This is a genomic window from Paenibacillus pasadenensis, from assembly GCF_023715725.1.
Lineage (GTDB): Bacteria > Bacillota > Bacilli > Paenibacillales > Paenibacillaceae > Paenibacillus_O > Paenibacillus_O pasadenensis_A.
Window position 1 is genome coordinate 930,819 of record NZ_JAMBOT010000001.1, and the last position, 16,167, is coordinate 946,985.

General features: G+C 49.9%; 11 protein-coding genes. All 11 read right to left on the reverse strand.

Annotated features, from left to right (window positions below; genetic code table 11):
- Positions 1-66: 66 nt before the first annotated feature.
- Positions 67-1,938, reverse strand: a complete 1,872-nt coding sequence (locus M3223_RS04360) for a beta/gamma crystallin-related protein (protein ID WP_251559306.1) — start codon at positions 1,936-1,938, stop codon at positions 67-69.
- A gap of 159 nt (positions 1,939-2,097) precedes the next feature.
- Positions 2,098-2,985 carry a CehA/McbA family metallohydrolase gene (locus M3223_RS04365; protein WP_251559308.1) on the reverse strand — a complete coding sequence of 296 codons (888 nt, stop codon included), beginning with the start codon at positions 2,983-2,985 and terminating at the stop codon, positions 2,098-2,100.
- Positions 2,986-3,011: 26 nt separating this feature from the next.
- Positions 3,012-3,920, reverse strand: a complete 909-nt coding sequence (locus M3223_RS04370) for a carbohydrate ABC transporter permease (RefSeq protein ID WP_251559310.1) — start codon at positions 3,918-3,920, stop codon at positions 3,012-3,014.
- Positions 3,921-3,991: 71 nt separating this feature from the next.
- The gene (locus M3223_RS04375) at positions 3,992-5,716 is read right to left on the reverse strand and encodes an extracellular solute-binding protein (RefSeq protein WP_251559312.1); all 1,725 of its coding nucleotides are present in this window, start codon (positions 5,714-5,716) and stop codon (positions 3,992-3,994) included.
- A 144-nt stretch (positions 5,717-5,860) separates the two neighbouring features.
- Entirely contained in the window at positions 5,861-6,811 is a 951-nt protein-coding gene (locus tag M3223_RS04380) for an ABC transporter permease (RefSeq protein ID WP_251559313.1), read from the reverse strand.
- Positions 6,812-6,980: 169 nt separating this feature from the next.
- On the reverse strand, positions 6,981-7,694 hold the full coding sequence (locus M3223_RS04385; RefSeq protein ID WP_251559314.1) for a glycerophosphodiester phosphodiesterase: 714 nt from the start codon (positions 7,692-7,694) through the stop codon (positions 6,981-6,983).
- A 128-nt stretch (positions 7,695-7,822) separates the two neighbouring features.
- Positions 7,823-10,849: a glycoside hydrolase family 2 TIM barrel-domain containing protein gene (locus M3223_RS04390; protein WP_353057668.1), complete on the reverse strand. Its 3,027-nt coding sequence runs from the start codon at positions 10,847-10,849 to the stop codon at positions 7,823-7,825.
- Positions 10,850-10,859: 10 nt separating this feature from the next.
- Positions 10,860-11,825 (reverse strand): carbohydrate kinase family protein, encoded by a 966-nt coding sequence (locus tag M3223_RS04395; RefSeq protein WP_251559318.1) that lies wholly within the window; start codon positions 11,823-11,825, stop codon positions 10,860-10,862.
- 286 nt (positions 11,826-12,111) lie between these two features.
- The gene (locus tag M3223_RS04400; protein WP_251559320.1) at positions 12,112-12,870 is read right to left on the reverse strand and encodes an alpha/beta hydrolase; all 759 of its coding nucleotides are present in this window, start codon (positions 12,868-12,870) and stop codon (positions 12,112-12,114) included.
- A gap of 12 nt (positions 12,871-12,882) precedes the next feature.
- Positions 12,883-14,850, reverse strand: coding sequence for an AraC family transcriptional regulator (locus M3223_RS04405; protein ID WP_251559322.1), 1,968 nt, complete (start codon positions 14,848-14,850; stop codon positions 12,883-12,885).
- A 396-nt stretch (positions 14,851-15,246) separates the two neighbouring features.
- Complete coding sequence (locus M3223_RS04410) at positions 15,247-16,053, reverse strand: polysaccharide deacetylase family protein (RefSeq protein ID WP_251559324.1); 807 nt, start codon at positions 16,051-16,053, stop codon at positions 15,247-15,249.
- Positions 16,054-16,167: the final 114 nt, after the last annotated feature.

Genomic DNA, 16,167 nt, shown 5'->3' on the forward strand with positions numbered 1-16,167 from the left:
TCTCTACTGCTTATTATTCGCCTCCAACTTATCTTTATCTAGTAAACCGTCATTTTTAATACGTTATTAAGCCGGCAGAACCTTGATTGAGCTGGCTTTGTCGTTCCACCCCCCTAAGCTTGAATTGCTGGAAGTATAAGTAATGGAATTGCCTGTATAGTTCCCGTGTTCGTACACAACTGCTTTGTAAGGACCAACAATGCGGATTGATGAAGCCTGATCATGACCAAGAGCGGTTGCTCCCATGTCGGACACATCGGACGTCAACTGAATAAACGATCCTTCATAGTTGGAATGCTGATAGAGATATACGCCGTTGGCGTTAGTGGTCGGGAAGACCTTAATGGAGCTGATTTTATCGCCCCAGCCGCCAAGACTGGCGCTGCCGCCCACATTGTATTGATATGAATTACCTTGATAGTTGGGATGCTCGAACACTTGAACCGTATAGTTGCCGACGATTTGAATGGACGAAATCGAGTCGTTGCCGACATAAGTTAAAGCCATGCTGGGCTCATCTGCAACCAGCCGAGTCCTTTTGCCGACATAGTTGGTATGTTCATACAAGAATACGCCGTTATCGGTGCCGGTTTTATCCACGCGGAGCGAGGTTACCACGTTGTCTACCCCAAGAGTGCTCAGATCGGCAACGCTGGAAGTTAACACCGTTTTTGTGCCGGAATAATTCGGATCGTTGAACAACTCGACTTTGTAAGGACCTACGATTTTAACGGAGCTGGCCGTGTCGTCGCCGACGCGGAATCCTGTAATAATTTCGGCATCTCCGAAGAAACGGTTATAGTTGCCCTGGAAGTTCGGATGTTCGTACACATACACGCCGTATTCCGTATTGCTGGAATCTTTCTCTTTCATATTGAGCCTTTTGATAACGTTTACAATATCATTATAATTGAAGAAGTCGAGCATGACGACGTTAACGCCTTTGCTCTGCCAGTCGCTTTGCAGGCCGTTCAGCGCGAGTAAGTTTGCGGCTCCGGCGACGCTTGACACGGAGGTTCCCACAGATGGCGTAACGACATTTTGCAGCACATGCAGTTGATTCGGGTAAGAAGCAGCCGCATTCATTTCTGTATCAAGCTTCGGTTTCAGGCTGCCGGCACTGCTCTCGTTCATCCAGGCCGAACGCATCGCCGTGCTGCGGTCCCATACCCAAGACTCGTTCATGAACTGGCTTGGAACCGGGCCGGAAGACTTTGACGTTGCGCCGGACCAGTAGTTATGTGTGCCGTAATAAACAATGACTCGTTTGTTCTCATTCCAAAGCGTGCTGAGCGTCGTATTGACGCCATAGGACTTTGGAACAAGCTTGTCGCCGAGATAATACTCGATGCGGTTCTTCAGATGCGTGTAACTTGTGTTGGACATAGCATGGAAATGCTGAAAATCGAGCACGACGATTTCTTTTGGATTCGCATCCAGGAAGTTTTTCGTGGACTGCAGCACGCTTTCCATGTATTCGCCATACAGACCGTGCATCGTTCTCAGCGTCGTTTCTTGATTTTGGAAGCTGGTCCCGGAAAAATACTGATTCGGACCAACCCTTAGGTCTAAATAACGGATACCCGCATTGAGCTGCTCGGCTACGTTGTAATCCTGGGTTCTGGACTGGCTTTTAACCGTGCCTGTAGGAATGACGTATTGGTAGATTTGAGACGTGTTAATCAGATCGGGGGCCAGCGACTCGTCGAAACCAGCATCATCAAAGACGCCGGTTCCGGAGTCGTGGGTTCCTGGAAGAATAACATTGCGGAGCGTCGTGCTTGCAAAATTAGGATTTACGGCATTTACTTGTTCCATCCAGTTTCTGTTCGTGGAACCGATAAAATCCGCACTTGCCGGAGAAGGAGGGACAATCGCTAGGCTTGATACTGTCATCAACATCGTTAAACCTAACATCCAACCTTTTTTCTTACGCATTCATACACGGCTCCTTTGGGTGATTCCGTTTTTTTATGGATGAGTCCGGATGAAACGTCTGGCCGGCAGAACGCATTAACATCGTTTGGTCATCGTACGGAAAACAGGGCTCGAGCGTATGGTACAGCTTGCGTGAAATTGATTATCCCTCGTTATGTGTTAGGCCTCGATAAATAAAGGCTGTGAAAACGCCGCATATCCTCCTTCCAAATAAGCTGCAACCCGCACATACCCTTCATCGCCCTTGCACTCGTACTTGACCTGCGTCAGCCTGCCAGACGTCTCATACAAGACGTGGCCATCTTTGCCAAAAAAGCTTATATATTTATACATGTTGTCCAGCAGCTTGTTGGAGCGCAGGTTGACCGTAATGGTGCCTTCGTTCGTCTCGATGGAGTCAAACCCGTATCCGCTGGATACATAGAAGCTTCCGTTTTTAATGGCATCCAAAATGGATTCGCGTGTATTTTCTGTTGCCAGAACCATGTTCCAAGCGCGTTTATCCTGACCGTATACATGTGAATCATCATTGCCGAAGCCCCAAACTTTCCGGCCTGCCGAGAGCAATTGATCCCATTTATCAAAGGCGATGTCGTATTCCGGGTTTCCGTCTCCGTTGTAAACCTCGATGCCAAGGTAACGCTCCATTTTAAACATATCCTCTTCTCTCCAATAATGAGAGAAAAAGCGGTTTGGATGGGCAAGCACGGCAAAACCGCCGTTTTCATTGGTCATATCGACGTAACGCTGATAGTTCGGAATTGAAAATTCGTTTGTGTACCCTTCCATCATGGTGCGGGTAGGATGAACGAGCAGCATATGAGTTTGGCTGCTGCTGACTTCAATAGCTTCAAACAGCGTCTCAATCTCGCATTCGCCGGCATGCTCCGTTATTTTGTCATGATCGGAGATGCCCAAGAAATCATATGCGCTGTACATTTTGTACACGGTCTCCAAATCAAACCAGCCGTCGCTGTTTGTTGTATGGTTATGAAAGCTGCCTCTAAGCCACGTGCCTTCTTTCGCATATGGATTGTGTACGTTCATCTTAATCCCGCCCTTTTTGTATATGACTATTCTTTAATCGAACCAATCATTGCGCCTTTGGCAAAGTGACGCTGTACAAACGGATACACCAAAATAATCGGCGTAACAACAACAACGATCGTTGCCATCTTCAAGGAGTTGGCCGTTACCTGGATTTTCGCCAGTCTTTCGTAGTTTACACCCGCCGCTTCAGTCAGCGTATCACGCATGGCTTCGGCGCTAAGCAGCATTTCCTGCAGAAGCGTTGACAAAGGACGAAGATCCTCCGAACGAACATAAAAAGCTCCGGTGAACCAGTCGTTCCAATGGCCGACAGCAGTAAACAACGCGATAACGGCAATTACAGGACGGCTAAGCGGAAGAATGATTTTCCAGAAAATAGACATGTCATTATATCCGTCAATGCGAGCCGACTCCTCCAAACTCACATGAATTTGCTGAAAAAAGGTCCGGAAAATAATCAGGTTCCAAGCGCTGTATAGACCTGGCAGAACGTAAATCCAAATATTATCCAGTAGATGCAGCGATTTGTACAACATGTAGGTCGGAATAATTCCGCCGCTGAACAACATCGTGAAAAAGATAAACATCATGAAAAATCTGCCGCCCGGGATCGTTTTGCTTTTCAGGGCGTATGCAGCCATTGCTGTCAGGAGCACCCCTGCAACAGTACCTACAACCGTACGAAAAATGGAAACGAGAAATGCAGAAACGATATTCGTCGAATCAAATACCTTTTCAAAGTTTTCAAGAGACCAGACCCTCGGCCAGAAATAAATGCCGCCGCTTTCCGCGTCTTTGCCCGCGTTAAACGCCAGTGCCAGGATGTTCAAGAAAGGAAGAACAATCGATAAGCACAGCGCAATGATGAGCAAGTAATTAATGAGTTTTAGTGCCTTTTCCCCGACGCTTAGCTTATAAAATTCATTCCCCATATCTTGCTCCTCCTTATTAAAAAGCAGGCGGCGGAGCGTTAGCCGCCGCCTGTTAGCCTCTAGAGGCTGTCTTAACGAGATGGCTTAAACTTGATTTTGGTCAATTCGTTGCTGTTCTTTTCTTCCAGAAGCTTGAGGTAGCCGTCCAGGTTGGCTGCTTGCAGCTGTTTCAAAGCTTCGTCCAGAATTTTTTGAGCAGCTTCTTTGCTGTCGCTGTAGTAAGCCTTAACGAGGCTGTCCTTGTAGTTGCCGAATGCCGCGTTGAGGTCGGTACCCGTTGCAAATTCGCCCAGGAAAGATTTTGGCGTATAAGCGTCAACTACATTTGCATTAGCGATTTTTTCGTCCAATTTATAGAACTCCGCTGCTTTCAGGCCAAGCTCAGATGCTCCGCTTACTTTGTCGCCGTAGCTCTCTTCGCCAAAGTCTGCCATATAGTCGGTGTCGGTTTGGCCAAGAATCTCGCCCCAGTAGTTTCCTGCTCCTGCAAAGCCAAGCTTTTTCGCTTCAGCAGCGTTGGATTCTTTCAGATCGAGCACTTCTTGTTTCGGAACTGGATTGCCTTTGTCGTCCAACGTGTAATCGCGGCCTTCCAGACCGTATCTCCACAGCATCTTGCCTTCGCGGCTTGCCATGAAGTCAGCGAATTTAACGATTTCTTCCGGCTTTTTCGTCGTGGAAGGAATTGCCCACGCGCTGTATCCGCTCTTGAAGTCAATTTGCATTTGATAAGGATTGCCATCAACATCGTTGAAAGGTCCGAGCGGCAGGTAATGCAGATCTTGGTTAAACTGCAGGTAGCTGTGCATATCGCCGGCGATACCCCATGAACCGTTCAGGGCGCCTTCTTCGGCACGGCTTTGGTCAATCGTGAAGAACTCAGGATGCATCAGCTTTTCTTTCAGCAGCTTTTGCATGAATTCTACTTTTTGCATTGCTATAGGCGTTTGGCTTTCATGCAGAATTTTGCCGTCTTTGCCTTGGTAAATCCATTGATCGGTGTCGCCCCATTGCAGATCAGCGAAGATCTGGCCGAGCTCTTTGCCGCCCCAGTAGCCAGGTCCGATTGGCGTAATCGGGTTGCCGTTGTTGTCTTTAAAGTTGCCGGCTTGAATTTTCTTTGCCAGATCGTACAGCTGCTCATGCGTTTTGATGGAAGCCGGGTCAACCTTAAGAGCTTCAGCGATATCCTTACGGATGTAAGGGCCGCCAATCAGCTTGCTTGGTTTGCCGCCTTCGCGGTTAACGTTCATATGAACGAAATAAGTGGAGCCGTTAAATTCCGGACGGAACATAACGCCGTAATTTGTGTCGTTAGGCAGGTAACCTTTTTCAAGGTATTTGCTGTACACTTTTGTATCTTTCATGAGCGGGGTCAGGTCGGTGAACATGCCTTCGCGAGCGGCTTTCAGCACAACCGGCATTTCCGGACGGCCGCTGTTGTTCAGGTAGAAAGCAACGAAGTCCGGCAAGTCGCCTGATGCAAGACCGGCGGTCAATCCCTCGATGGCCTTGTTTGCTTTCATGATTTCAACTTCGTACTCGATACCGGTACGTTTCTTGATTTCTGCCAGAATTTCAGGGTTAATCTCGGAGGTTTGATCGTCGGATCCCATAAAGATAAGACCTTTGATTTTGCGGTCCGCAATCCATGTAGCTGGTTTGTCGGAAGGTGCATTTGACGCTGTCGGCTCATTGCTTGCCGCCGGCTCATTGTTGCCTGCGTTGGAGCATCCTGCCAGCAGCGAGGCTACCAACAACGGAACTGCAACCAGTTTTCCCCATTTCTTACTCATATGACTACCCCTTTTCCCCAAATTAATCTATGAAGACGCTTGTCGCGCTTTCACCAAGGCTCAAAACTTGCAATTGTCTGGAATCGCTTTCACATCTCAGGCGTTACCCTGCTGGGTAACCCCTGAGTGCGTGGATTGGTACCGTTACCACAGCGAGGTATCCGATACTTTTTTAGAAATCCGGTTAGCGAGAATAACAAGGACTAATCCGATAATGCCTTGCATCATACCGACAGCTGTTGCATATCCATACTGGCCTTGCTGCAAACCGACTTTAATTATATAAGTATCCAAAATATCGGCCAGATGCATGTTGCCCGGTGTCCGAAGCATGTAAATCTGGTCAAAACCTGCGGACAGGATGCTTCCAAGCGATAGAATGAACAGAATAACTACGGTTGGGGCGATGGACGGAAGCGTAATATGCCACACCTCGCGAAGCTTGGTCGCTCCGTCGATTTTGGCCGCCTCGTACAATTCCTGACTGACTCCGGCAATAGCCGCCATGTAAATAATAGAGTCCCATCCGATTGACTTCCAGACGAAGCTGCCAAACATAATCTGATAGAAGTAGTTGGCTTCCATTAGATAAAAGATGCTGCCATCGCCGCCCAGCTTGGCGATAATCTGGTTCAGCAATCCGGTATCCGGAGCGAGAATCCGCTGCGTAAGACCCATGACGACGACCCAGGACAGGAAATGCGGCAAATACATGATGCTTTGGGAAAGATTTTTGAACCATTTATTGCGGAGCTCATTGAACATAAGCGCCAAAATAATTGGGAACGGAAGGTAAACAAAAAGCTTGATGCTGCTAATAACCAACGTATTGCGGATAAGCTGTTTGGCTTCATAGGATTCGAAAAACGCATGGAAATACTTTAGGCCAACCCAGGGGCTTCCGAGTATGCCCGCGTTGAATTTGTAATCTTTGAATGCCATCAACAAACCTACAAGAGGAATGTAAGAAAAGATAAAGAAGAATACGAGACAGGGCACTAACATCAGGTACAAATAACGGTGGGACAAAATGTTTTTCCAAAGTCTATTCTTTCGCGGTGTCGCAGTGGACAAGGACGTCGCTACAGGCTGCATAGTGCGGGATCACCTTCTTTTTAGTAAGTTTTGCAATCAATGAAGCGGCCCTTAAACATGTTTCTGATAACGATACCATATAGCGGTAAAATGTTGCGCTTTCCCAATGAAATAGCCATGGAAAGCGCTTACCTATAGTATAACACAGTCTATGTCAGAAAGGAACAAATTAACATACTTTTAACAACTGAATTAACTTCTCCGGTCTGCGCGTTGTAATAGCATCCACGCCTAGATCGACGAACCTTTGCATGTCCTCCGATTCGTTAACCGTGAACACCCAAACCTTTAAGCCAAGCGCATGAGCGGCATCAATAATCTCCTTGCGGCAAGTCACAAAGTGCATATTCAAACCTGCATAACCGCCGTCAACCGCCTTTTGGCATACTTGCTTCATGAACTCCTCATAGTTGCTCTCTTGTTCAGCAGTCAACAGATAGGGAGTGTTCATAATAACCTGGGCTCCAGGGTATTGCTTCGGAATTCCGACAGAGCTGCCCGTAATATACACCCGGTCCATAGCGCCCAGCTCTACTACCGTCCGCATCGTTGCTTCAATGCTTTTCGGGCTTTTGATGTCAAGATTCAGCTTGACCGGATAAGCTTTGGACACATGCAGCACATCTTCCAGCCTGACGACGGGATGATTGCCAAGCTCAGGGTTCCACTGCGTCAGCAGCTCCGGCTGGCTCAGCTCTGCAAAGGTGTGAGTATGCAATAGCGGTGAATCGTCATGCAGCAAAACCCCGACTCCATCCTTCGTAACTCTTACGTCTACTTCTACGATGTCCGCTCCGGAATCAATGCCTTCCATGAACGAGGCCATCGTATTGTCGGGGGCAATGCCCGAGCCGGTATGTGCTCCAATCTCCGGTTTTCCCATATACTGCGTTTTCCTCCCCATTTCTTGAAAAGGGGGTTCTGTCCGAGCTTGCCGGAACCCCCTACATCAAGATTATAGCTTAAGCTGCATAATGAATATGCCGACTAAAGAACCATTTTGCGCTTCGTTTATTCGTCTTCTTTGAAAATCGGCTGAAGGCTAAGCTCGTAACGGAATTGCTTGTCGTCCATACGATACGGCTCCAGCAGATCCGGACCGCAGGAATTGGAGCCTACACCGCTCATTTTGTAGTCGAGATGAACGATCGTTTCTTTTCTCGGCTGCAGCTTGTAATCGTGGCCGGCCTCTTCCAGATCCTTCGGTGTGAAATGAGAGGCGTTGAACGAGATCGGCTCCTTGCCGGAGAACTTAATTCCCATGCCCAACTCGTTGGATACAACAACCCATTCCGTTCCGAACCTTGATCCATGCTCCTGCGGATGAATGTAAGGGACATACATCTCATCCACCGTTGTTAAGTAATGCCCCCATTTTGCGTTCATGCGCATATCGATGTAGCTTTCATGCGGACCGTAACCGAGGTACTCCACTTCCTCCATGCCTTCCGGCATAACGAGACTCAGGCCGAATCTCGGGAAGAATACAAGGTCTTTGGCCACGTCGGCTTCAACTTGCAGATGGATCAAGCCGGACGGGTCGACGGTCCAGACCGCTTCGCCTCGGAGAATGACAAACCGGGCAACAGCTCCGATGGAGAAAGAAGACTTGATGACTACCGATGCGCCGTCTTGCTCCCAGCTGCAGGAGTAGATTTTGGTTACTGCGCGGTCGTAGCCGACCTTTTTCCAATCTTCTTGAATCTTTGAATCGTTATCTGTAGGCGCGCGCCAGATCGAGAACTGCGGAACACCCTGCAGCATCTCGACTCCGTTTTTGGTAATGCTGGACGGCATGCCGCTATTCAGATTAAAGGTATAGCTGAAATCATGACCTTCCAGCTGAAGCGCATCGCCTTGCTGAACGGCCGTCATCGGCATCACTCTGCCCAGCACTGCAGCAGATTCATCCTTACGCTGTACCGGCAATTCGATTTGAGCAATGGCAATTTCGTAGCCCGCCTCAGCCCAAACGGTTTTGTCCTTCAGCCAGCAGGAAAGGTTGAGCACATACGTTCCAGTGGAAGCTTCCGGCAGCTCGTACGGCAGCTTAATCGTCGTTGACTTGCGCGGCAACACTTGTCCGAGTTCCGCTTGGCCTTGCGATACAACCGCTCCATCCCGCTCGATTGTCCAGTGCAGACCGAGATGGCCCAGCGAGACAAAATCGTACCGGTTTGTTACGTTTACTTCTCCCTTAGCCAGGTCGCCCGCTGTAAACAGCACTGGCGCCATGACCTGCTTCAGCTCCAGCAATCCCGTGTGAGGATTCCGTTCGGGAGAGACAAGACCGTCGAGGCAGAATATGCCGTCATTTGGCGTATCTCCAAAGTCGCCGCCGTAAGCATAATAAGGCTTGCCATCCGCTGTTTTGGTCAGAATGCCGTGATCGCACCATTCCCACACGCATCCGCCCATCAGCTTCGGATAGTTGTAAATGACGTCCCAGTAGTCCTTCAAATCCCCTGGGCCGGTACCCATAGCATGGCTGTACTCGCAAAGGAACATCGGCTTCGTCGAATTTTCGTCCTTGGCGTACGCTTCAACTTCTTGCGAAGAGGTGTACATACGGCTCTCTACGTCCAGGCATTCCGTATTCGTGCTGCCATGATTGACTGGAGATGCGCCTTCATAATGGATCGGGATGGAACCGTCGCGCTGTTTCGTCCATTCCGCCATGGCAATGTGGTTTTCGCCGTAGCCGGATTCGTTGCCAAGCGACCACATCACGATGCAAGGGTGATTTTTATCCCGTTCGACCATGCGGACTTGGCGGTCCAGGAATGCCTCGCGCCATTCCGGCAAATTAGCCAGCAGGTTAACGTTCGGATAAGTCCATTTCGGCCCCGCTACGCCCATGCCGTGAGCTTCCAGATCGGCTTCGTCCACAACGTAGAAGCCATACTCGTTGCAAAGCTCCAGGAAACGCGAATCGTTCGGGTAGTGGGAGCTGCGGATCGTATTGACGTTATGGCGCTTCATCAAATTGAGATCCTTGAGCATATGGCGAATCGGAACCGTTTGACCAAGCTTCGGATGGGAATCATGGCGATTGACCCCTTTAAGCTTAATCGCCTCGCCGTTTACCATGAAGACGCCATCGAGCACTTCGATTTTGCGGAAACCGACAGGGAACAGGATCGTCTCGCCGCCTGCTTTGACCATAAGCCGGTAAAGGTATGGATTCTCGGCGTTCCAAAGCACAGGGTTTGATACCTGAAGCTCAACCGCTCCTTTACCGTCGACTGCTGCAGATGCGCCGTCCACCTTGTTGCCCGCAGAATCCTGCAGCTCTACGTTTACGTCCAATTGTGCCGTTGTATCGAGCTCAACACGCAGTGCAGCATGAGCAAAACCGTCCGTGAACGTTTGCCGGTTGAATACGTCGCGCACATGCGCCTGCTCGCGGGCGAGCAGATAAACATCCCGGAAAATGCCGGAGTAACGCCATACGTCCTGGTCCTCCAAATACGTGCCGTCGCACCATTTCAGCACCATAACCGCAATACGGTTTTTGCCGGTATGAAGATGAGCGGAAATTTCGAATTCAGCCGGAACGCGGCTTCCTTGGCTGTAACCGACAAATTCACCGTTCACCCATACGTAGAAACAGGAATTGACCCCTTCAAATACGATGTATTTGCGCTTTGCTTCCCAATCCCCGGATACCTGAAAGTCCCGGACATACAGCCCCGCCGGGTTGGCGTCAGGCACAAAAGGAGGATCAACCGGTATCGCATAATTAAGGTTCGTGTACTGCATTTGATCGTAGCCGCTCGTCTGCCAGCAGGAAGGAACCATTAAATCATCCCAGCCAGACGTGTCGGCGTCTTTTTCATTAAAATCGGATTGCACGTCTTGAACGGAGGAATGATAAGAAAACTTCCAGCTGCCGTTCAGCGTTTGATAGGCCTCCGAACGGCTGCGTTTGCCGGTTTTGGCCGCTTCCGTATTTGTATATGGAATGTAGTAAGCTCTCGCAGGCTCACGATTTACTTGTAAAGTTGTTGTATCTTCCCAGTATTTCTGAAATTTCATCATCTTCCTCCTACTCCTGGGTGACTGTCTGCAAATCACTGTCCGAGGAATCGTCAAACCGCTGCAGAAAGCCGTGAAGCCCTTCAAGATTCGGTGTACCCGTGCTGCCCCCGTATGCCGATACGGAAAGCGCGCCGCAGGCATTGCCGTATCGAAGGCAGGCCTCAATACTCTGCTTGGTTAAAAATCCGTATAAAAAACCTGCATTAAAGGAATCGCCGGCTCCAGTCGTGTCTACAACATCTACTTTAAACACCGGTTGGTGTATTTGCTTTCCGTTCTGAATGGCTACCGCTCCGTCGGCTCCAAGGCGGACAACAACCTGATCCCCCCGCTCGGCCAAATAAGCCAGGCTCGCCTCAATCGTCTCACAGCCCGTATAGTGAATCGCTTCCGTTTCGTTCATGAAAAAAACATCGGCGTAACCCATCAGCTCAAATATTCCTTTGTACCATTCGCCGGTGTCGTCCCAGCCGACGTCGCAGGAAAGCGTAACGCCTCTTTCCTTAAGCGCTTTTGCAGCAGCGACATAAGCGTCATGGTTCGCTTTGCCACGGTATCCCGTCAAATGTACATGCCGGCCTGAAGCCGCATCGTCCACATTCAACAAATCCAGCGACAGCTCGCTGTTCGAGCCTGCGTAAGTAATGAACGAACGGTCCCTTTCGGGATTAATGGCGATCGTTATGCCGGTTTGGTTTTTTTGGCTTGTTTTAATCCATCTGGTATCGATACCATACTGAGTAAATTGCTCTCGCACATATCTGCCGTAGATGTCCTCTCCAAGAACCCCGTTAAAAGCAACTTGAAATCCCAGCTTAGCAAGCGATATGGCAAACAATGCCGCTCCTCCGCCTACGTGCATCGTAATATTGTCCACAAATACTTCCTGGCCCGGCTCCGGCACCTGGCTGCAGCCCGCTACGACAAGATCAATATTCACGTCGCCGATGACAAACGCGTCGATTTTTTTCATCGCAATCTCTCCCTTCCTCAAACTGACTAGCGCCTGCGATGAACTCGCACCTCCATCATTGGCCTTGAATCGAGAGCAGTTCTGTTACGGTTAAGGTATTGATCAAGAAGTGCAATTCCATTGCACCACGAATGATAACGCTACCAATACAATGTATGTTTGTCTGGTATCGATTCCATAATGACCTGGTATCAGTATACGATCATGTGACTAATCTTAGCAAGACCTAATTGTTTGATTATTCGTAAAGAAGCGGAGGTTTCCCTCCGCTTCTTTACATCTCGTTTTATTTTGCTTGGAACAACCATGTTAGCGCTTCCGGAACATACCCGACTCCTTTATCGAAGGAGTGAAAATCGCTGTCATACACATCAAGCTTGATCCGGCCGTTATCCAAGCGTTTTCCCGCCAAAAGCCCGTAGATTTCTTTCGTATTCGGAACCATCCATTGCTGCCCGTTTGTCCGCCCGGCGCCCTCGGCATGTCCAACATTCATATACAGCCGCTGCTGCCCGCTGGAATGCATTTGCTGCGATTCGCGAATCCACTCTACAATTCCAGGGAACCAATAGGAGCCGGAGAAGCTGCCGATTCGGCCGAACTGAGCTGGATAAAGCAGCGCTGTATAAAGCGATACGAGCCCTCCGAGAGAAAACCCCATAATTCCGGTATTCTCCGCTTTATCCAGCGTTCTAAACTTGCCGTCTATATACGGCTTCAGCTCTTCGGCCAGGAAAGAAGCGTATGCCCCGGCCCCGCCGCCAAATAGAGTGCCCGGCTCAAATACATTGAGGGATACAAAGGGCGTATATTCGTCATTCCGGTCTATCGGTTCAATTCCGACGAATATTAGCTCGGCGAGCATTCCTTCAGCCGCGAGTTCCCCTACCCGCTTCAGCGACTCGGAGTGGACCGGATCGATCAGGTCGCCTCCGTCCTGCACATATACGACCGGATAACGCGCATTGCCCTTTTCGTAACCTTCCGGCAAATAAATGTTCAACCAATGATCCCCATACTTCTCCTTCATGGCCTTGTGCCGCATTCACCCTGCCTCCTATTCCGCCAGATGGACGAGCATTTGCTCGATGACATGGCGGATTGCAAGCGGACCGCCTGCATCAATGGATACGTCCAGCGAATAAACGTTTCCGTCCTTCACGGCCTGCAGCGAGTTCCACACTTTGCTTTTGCTTAGCTCGGAGTTAATCGCATCCATACTGTCCAAATAATCGACGATGAAAATCATCTCCGGATTCATCTGTACAACACCTTCCATGGAGATAATGCCATCCTCCATCTTCTGCGCTGCCGGGAGCTTAAACCCAAGGCCTTCTTCACCGTAGGCGTACTCGACCGAGCTCTCATCCAGCACATAGAAGGTTTGTCCGTCCCCTGTCGGGCGCAGGAACGTAACCGATTTATCCTTGTACGCCGCGAGCTTCCCCCGAGCTTCGTCCATCAGCGCCTCCAGCTCGGTAATAAACGTTTCCGCTTTCTCTTCCTCGCCGGCAAGACCCGCGTATTCCCGCAGCATTTCCTTCCAGCCCAGATCGGAAGTATCCACCATAACGACGGGAGCTATTTTGCTCAAGTCTTCATACACGTCGTTATGAACTCCCGACAAGCCAACAATCAAGTCAGGCTCCAGCTTCATCATCAGCTCCAAGTCAGGCGTTGCCACCTGACCGATGTCTGTCACCCCAGAAGACTCGTAAGGCTTAAGCGTCTCGAAGGACGATAGAATCCGTTCGGCCAAAGTCGAAGCGATCGGAGGACGGTCCAGCGCAAAAAAATACTCCATCATCGCAAAATGCGTCACAATGATCTTTTCCGGCTTTTGCTGGATGACAACTTCCCTGCCCAATGCATCTGTGTATGTTCTTGGCCAGCCTTTTTGCCCCCCCTGCTCCGCCTGTGGAGCAGCTGACGCTATATTTTGCGCTGCGGACGCAGAATTCGTCGCGGCGTTGTTCGTCGTATTTGCCGTATTGGCAGCCCCCGAACAAGCGCTGAGCAGCATGGCCAAACCAAGCATAATCATGGCCAATTTCCCTTTTGTCTCGTACCTGAACATCGTTGAATCCTCTCCCTTGCCGCCCTCAATGTATTGATAATCGTTCTCAATAAAATTGTAGGCTGGCAGGCTTTTTGAAACAAGGGAGGATATGAGCCAGTTGATGGGACGATCTGCTTCTTCCTGATGCAGGAAGACCGGCCGCTCCTTGAACTGGGCAGGCGTTTGTCCAAAATGTTTTTTGAACGTTTTGGCAAAATACGCGCTATCGGAATAACCCACCCCTTCCGCGACCGCTTGCACGGAGGCATCGGTGCTCAGCAGCAGCTCCTTGGCTTTGTTCATGCGGATGCCAATCAAAAAGTCGATCGGGCTTTTGCCCATAACTTGTTTAAAATGTTTCGTAATATACGGAATGCTGTAGTTGAATGCGCCGGCAATCGACTCCAGCGTAATCGGCTCCATGTAGCGCATTCGCAAAAACTCGGCTATACGCTCGGCAAGGAGCTGCCTGTCGTCCGAGTCGAGCCCGGCCTGCTGGATAAGCTCGTACACCCACTGCTGAAGGAGCATACGGGTCCGAAACTGTTTCATTTCAAGCGGACCTTGGCTTTCCCATTGCTCCAAAAGCAACTCGGTAAGCTGCAAAAGCTTCACTGGGTGATGGATGTGGATTCGCCTTGGTTCGTTAAACCAGCTCAGCTGCTCCTGCTTCTCCGTCGCAGCGCTGGAGCGGTCCGCCTTATAGTAGATGGCATATAGGCGCTCTTGCGGCTGATGCATGTCTAACATCGTTCCCTTGCTTCCGTGCAGAACCGTGTATCGGCTAGACGCAGCGCCGGTTTCTTTGAAACCGGCAGCCGCACCATTGCTGAGCTCAATCACAAATGCATGCGCGGGCAACGGCTGCAATACCCGCAGGCCGTCCGCTGGCAGCAGGCGGCGTCTCACATCGATAACTTTGATTTGAAGCTCGTTCCATGCTGCAATCAGCTCATGAACGGACATAAGCAGGCCCTCCTCTCCAGCGCTTCCCGGCTGGCGCCGCCGTTTGATAAAAAGGAGGGAGCATAGCCAGGATCGTTTTTAATTGATAATCGTTATCAATTATAAAGCGGAACATGGCCGGACGCAATGAAAGCATGCGCAGAGGCGCGAATGCGGTTGATTTTATTGAAGATGTCGATATTACTGGAAGCATAGTACTACATTGACTACTATGGCATGGAAGTTGTTAACAGCAAAAAAAGACTGCTGGCCCTTCCTACAGTTGAAGCCCTCAAGGAGATGCTTAATTTTATAGATCGCCATAAGATAAGATGACTTCTGAATTCACAGAAGTCATCTTTTTTATCTCCGGTTCATCGAAAAATCCGGCATAATCGTTTCTCAATTTCATGCCGCCTACAGCCTCACCGTCTCCCCGTGCCTAATCATCACCAGTTCATCGTCCGCGCTGAACCACACGTCGGTCGCCGACGGATTATGCACCATACTGCGGTCGACAGAGAAACGAAGCGCCTCAAGCGCTTTCCTGTACGCGTGGATTTCGCCCATGGTGGCATGCCAGACGGAATCCTGTCCTTGAAGCAGCCGGCCGATCCGGTCTATGATGCTCCAATTGCCGTCGCTTTCGAATTCGTAGCTATGTCCCCATATGAACAACAGCTCCATCCGGTTGCGGTAAGGCTGCGATTGCAGAAAACGTTCCGCCGCTTCGCACATTCCCTTATGGTGGCAGGTTGGATGCCATCTAAGCGAATCGGCGGGCATATCGAATCCGCCATGGCTTTTGATGGTGCGGGCATACTCGATGCCGAGCGCGGGCAGCATCGCCACCACCCGGTCGTCGTACGTGCCGAACGGATAACTCATTCCGCGAACCGGATAGCCGACAAGCCCTTCCAGCGCCTCTCGGTCCTTCATTATTTCAGAGACGATCTGCTCACCCGGAGACTGCTCAAGAAAAGGATGAGTGACGGTATGGGCCGATACCTCATGCCCCTTATATAGCTCGGCGACCTCATCAGCTCGGATGTAACCGTCATGTCCGATAAGGCCTGAATTTAAATGGAAGGTTCCTTTTAATTCATATTGGTTCATCAGCTCTATAAGCCTTCGGTCATGCTCCCGTCCATCGTCAAAGCTGAACGTCGCCGCCTTGTGCAATCCGTCCGGAAACCGGTCAAACTTGATTTTTACTGCTGCCATAACGTATTGCCCCTTTCCTTGTAGTGTATCAAAATGGATCTGTTTCGCTATGCAGAGCCATTGTTTCAGCATGTCAGCCCCTCGTCCGCGTCAAAAGAAGCTCCGCCGTCAGGA

What these genes read in the sequence shown, in the direction of transcription:
- M3223_RS04410 (WP_251559324.1), bottom strand. Translation starts at nt 16,053, where the DNA reads ATGGCAGCAGTAAAAATCAAGTTTGACCGGTTTCCGGACGGATTGCAC.
- M3223_RS04370 (WP_251559310.1), bottom strand. Translation starts at nt 3,920, where the DNA reads ATGGGGAATGAATTTTATAAGCTAAGCGTCGGGGAAAAGGCACTAAAA.
- M3223_RS04365 (WP_251559308.1), bottom strand. Translation starts at nt 2,985, where the DNA reads ATGAACGTACACAATCCATATGCGAAAGAAGGCACGTGGCTTAGAGGC.
- M3223_RS04405 (WP_251559322.1), bottom strand. Translation starts at nt 14,850, where the DNA reads ATGTCCGTTCATGAGCTGATTGCAGCATGGAACGAGCTTCAAATCAAA.
- M3223_RS04385 (WP_251559314.1), bottom strand. Translation starts at nt 7,694, where the DNA reads ATGGGAAAACCGGAGATTGGAGCACATACCGGCTCGGGCATTGCCCCC.
- M3223_RS04395 (WP_251559318.1), bottom strand. Translation starts at nt 11,825, where the DNA reads ATGAAAAAAATCGACGCGTTTGTCATCGGCGACGTGAATATTGATCTT.
- M3223_RS04400 (WP_251559320.1), bottom strand. Translation starts at nt 12,870, where the DNA reads ATGCGGCACAAGGCCATGAAGGAGAAGTATGGGGATCATTGGTTGAAC.
- M3223_RS04360 (WP_251559306.1), bottom strand. Translation starts at nt 1,938, where the DNA reads ATGCGTAAGAAAAAAGGTTGGATGTTAGGTTTAACGATGTTGATGACA.
- M3223_RS04390 (WP_353057668.1), bottom strand. Translation starts at nt 10,849, where the DNA reads ATGAAATTTCAGAAATACTGGGAAGATACAACAACTTTACAAGTAAAT.
- M3223_RS04375 (WP_251559312.1), bottom strand. Translation starts at nt 5,716, where the DNA reads ATGAGTAAGAAATGGGGAAAACTGGTTGCAGTTCCGTTGTTGGTAGCC.
- M3223_RS04380 (WP_251559313.1), bottom strand. Translation starts at nt 6,811, where the DNA reads ATGCAGCCTGTAGCGACGTCCTTGTCCACTGCGACACCGCGAAAGAAT.